Annotated in this window: 2 protein-coding genes; both read left to right on the top strand. The window is 74.6% G+C overall.

Annotation, left to right across the window (positions count from 1 at the left end; genetic code table 11):
* Positions 1–1,494 (top strand): FtsX-like permease family protein (locus HY68_RS16905; RefSeq protein WP_041989632.1); only part of this gene is annotated, 1,494 nt, incomplete at its 5' end.
* A complete protein-coding gene (locus tag HY68_RS16900) occupies positions 1,491–2,471 on the top strand; it encodes an ABC transporter ATP-binding protein (RefSeq protein ID WP_041989629.1) in 981 nt (326 codons plus the stop codon). The genes HY68_RS16905 and HY68_RS16900, both read left to right, overlap by 4 nt.
* The last annotated feature ends 81 nt before the right edge of the window (positions 2,472–2,552 follow it).

Here is a 2,552-nt window from a genome sequence, read left to right as displayed (position 1 = left end):
GCCGTCGCCGTGCTCGGCTGCGGGGCGCTGCCGGTGCGGGCCGCGATCCTGCACCGCAGGCCCCGGCTGCACGGCGAGCGCGACGATCTCGTACGGGCCAGGCCGTCGCGGCGGCGTACCGTCGCCGAGCTGACCCTGCTCGTGGTCACGGTCGGCGCCGTGGTCGCGCTGCGCCGCCGTGGGACGTCGGAGGGCGGCGTGGACCAGCTGGTCAGCGCGGCGCCGGTGCTGGTCGGGGTGATCGCCGCGCTGGTGCTCGGCCGGCTCTACCCGCTGCCGCTGCGGTTCGCCGCCCGGCCGATGGCCCGCAGGCGCGGCGCGACCGGGTTCCTGTCGCTGGCCAGGGCGGGCCGCTCCGCCACCACGGCCGCGCTGCCGCTGCTCGCGCTGCTGATCGCGCTGACCACGGCGGCGTTCGGCGGCTCCGTGCTCGCCGGGATCAGCGACGCCCGTGACCGGGCCTCGCTGCTGTCGGTGGGCGCCGACGCCTCCGTCGAGGCGGTGGGACAGCTGCCGGCCTCGCTGGCCGGCGCCGTACGGAAGACCGACGGCGTGCGTGACGTGACGTCGCTCGAACGCGACGACAACCTGGACCTCGGCGACGTCCAGGGCGGCGCCGTCAGCGGGGTCGTCACGCTGCTCGCCGTCGACCCCGACTCGTACGCGCGCCTCGCCCGTACCACCGGCCGGGGCGCCTTCCCCGCCGACGAGCTGAAGCGTCCCGGGGCGTCGGGGCCGCTGCGCGGTATCGCGTCGCCCGGCGTCGCCGCACGGCTGGGCGGCGGGAGCGCGCGGGTCGGCAACTCGTTCCGGATGTTCAGCGTCCGGGTGGCCGCCGTACGGGACGCGACGCCCGCCATGTCCGACGGCGACTTCCTCGTCGTCAACGCGGCCGACCTGCCCGAGCACCAGGACAACACCCTGCTGGTGACCGGGCCTTCGGTACGCGGCTCGGCGCTGCGGGCCACCTCGCGCGCCGCGGGCGCCGGGCTCGATGTGCGGCTGCGGTCCGAGACACGGGACGCGCTGACCGACTCACCGGCCCAGAGCGGCGCCGAACGCATCTACACGGTGGCCGTCGCCGCCGGCGCGGGCTTCGCGGTCCTGGCGCTGCTGCTCGCACTGCTCCAGGCCGCCCCCGAACGCACCGCGCTGCTGGCCAGACTGCGCACGATGGGGCTGACCCGGCCCCAGGGCAGACGGCTGCTGGTCATGGAGTCGATGCCGCAGGCCCTGCTGGCCGCCTGCGGCGGGGCGCTGGTCGGCTGGGCGGCGATCCGGCTGCTGGCGCCGGGCCTCGACCTGGCCCGACTGGCCCTGTCCGACCAGCAGTTCCCCGGCCTGACCGCCGTACATCTGCGCGCCGACCCACTGTCGCTGCTGCTGCCCGCCGTCGGCGTGGTGGTGCTCGCCGCGGGGGTGGCCGTCGTCCAGGCGTGGCTGGCGACCCGGCGCACGACAACGACCGAACTCAGGGCAGGAGACCCGCGATGACCGAAATCTCGCTCGCCGAACTCGAACAGCGCGCGGCGGCCCGCAGGGACCGGCCCGAGTACGGGCACGACGCGCTGATCACCTGCGACCGGCTGGTGCGGATCTTCTCCACCGACGGTGTCGAGGTCCAGGCCCTGCAGGGCCTCGATCTGCTGGTCAGGGAAGGCGAGTTGATGGCTCTGGTCGGCGCTTCGGGCAGCGGCAAGTCGACGCTGATGAACATCCTCGCCGGTCTCGACGAGCCGACGGCGGGCGCGGCGCGGGTCGCGGGCCGCGACCTGTTGGCGATGGGCGCGCGCGAGCGGCTGCGCTACCGGCGCGAGGTCGTCGGGTTCGTCTGGCAGCAGACGGCGCGCAATCTGCTGCCGTACCTGACGGCGGTGCAGAACGTCGCGCTGCCGATGCAGCTGCGCGGCAGGGGCGGCTCGGGCGGCCGGGGCGGCCGGGGCAGCCGGCTCTCGGCGGGGAAGAAGGCCGAGCGCGCCGAGATGCTGCTGTCGATCCTGGAGGTCGCCGACTGCCGCGACCGGCGCCCGCACCAGATGTCGGGCGGCCAGCAGCAGCGGGTCGCGATCGCCGTCGCCCTCGCCAACGAGCCGTCGGTACTGCTGGCGGACGAGCCGACCGGTGAGCTGGACTCGGCGACGGCGGAACAGATCTTCGCCGCGTTCCGCACGGCCAACGAGGAACTGGGCACGACCATCGTGATCGTCACGCACGACCAGACGGTCGCGAGCGAGGTCCGCCGCACGGTCGCGATCCGCGACGGCCGCACCTCCTCGGAGGTGCTGCGACGCACCGAGGTCGACGCGACGACCGGCCAGGAGTCGCTGGTGGCAAGGGAATACGCGATGCTCGACCGCGCGGGCCGCCTCCAGCTGCCGGCCGAGTACACGGAGGCGCTGCGCATGGAGCACCGGGTGATGCTGGAACTGGAACAGGACCACATAGGCATCTGGCCGGACGAGAGCCCTTAGTCGGAGGGCTCGGTTCGCCTCCGGGGCGCTTTAAGCCACTGTCGACGGTCGACCGTGCTCGGTCCGCTCGTTCCTCACGGA

The organism is Streptomyces sp. AcH 505, from assembly GCF_000818175.1.
Lineage (GTDB): Bacteria > Actinomycetota > Actinomycetes > Streptomycetales > Streptomycetaceae > Streptomyces.
The sequence above is the reverse complement of the archived record's forward strand: the minus strand, read 5'-3'. Positions and strand labels throughout refer to the sequence as shown.

Excerpts from the sequence above, each read along its gene's own strand:
- HY68_RS16900 (WP_041989629.1), top strand. The coding sequence starts at position 1,491 with ATGACCGAAATCTCGCTCGCCGAACTCGAACAGCGCGCGGCGGCCCGC.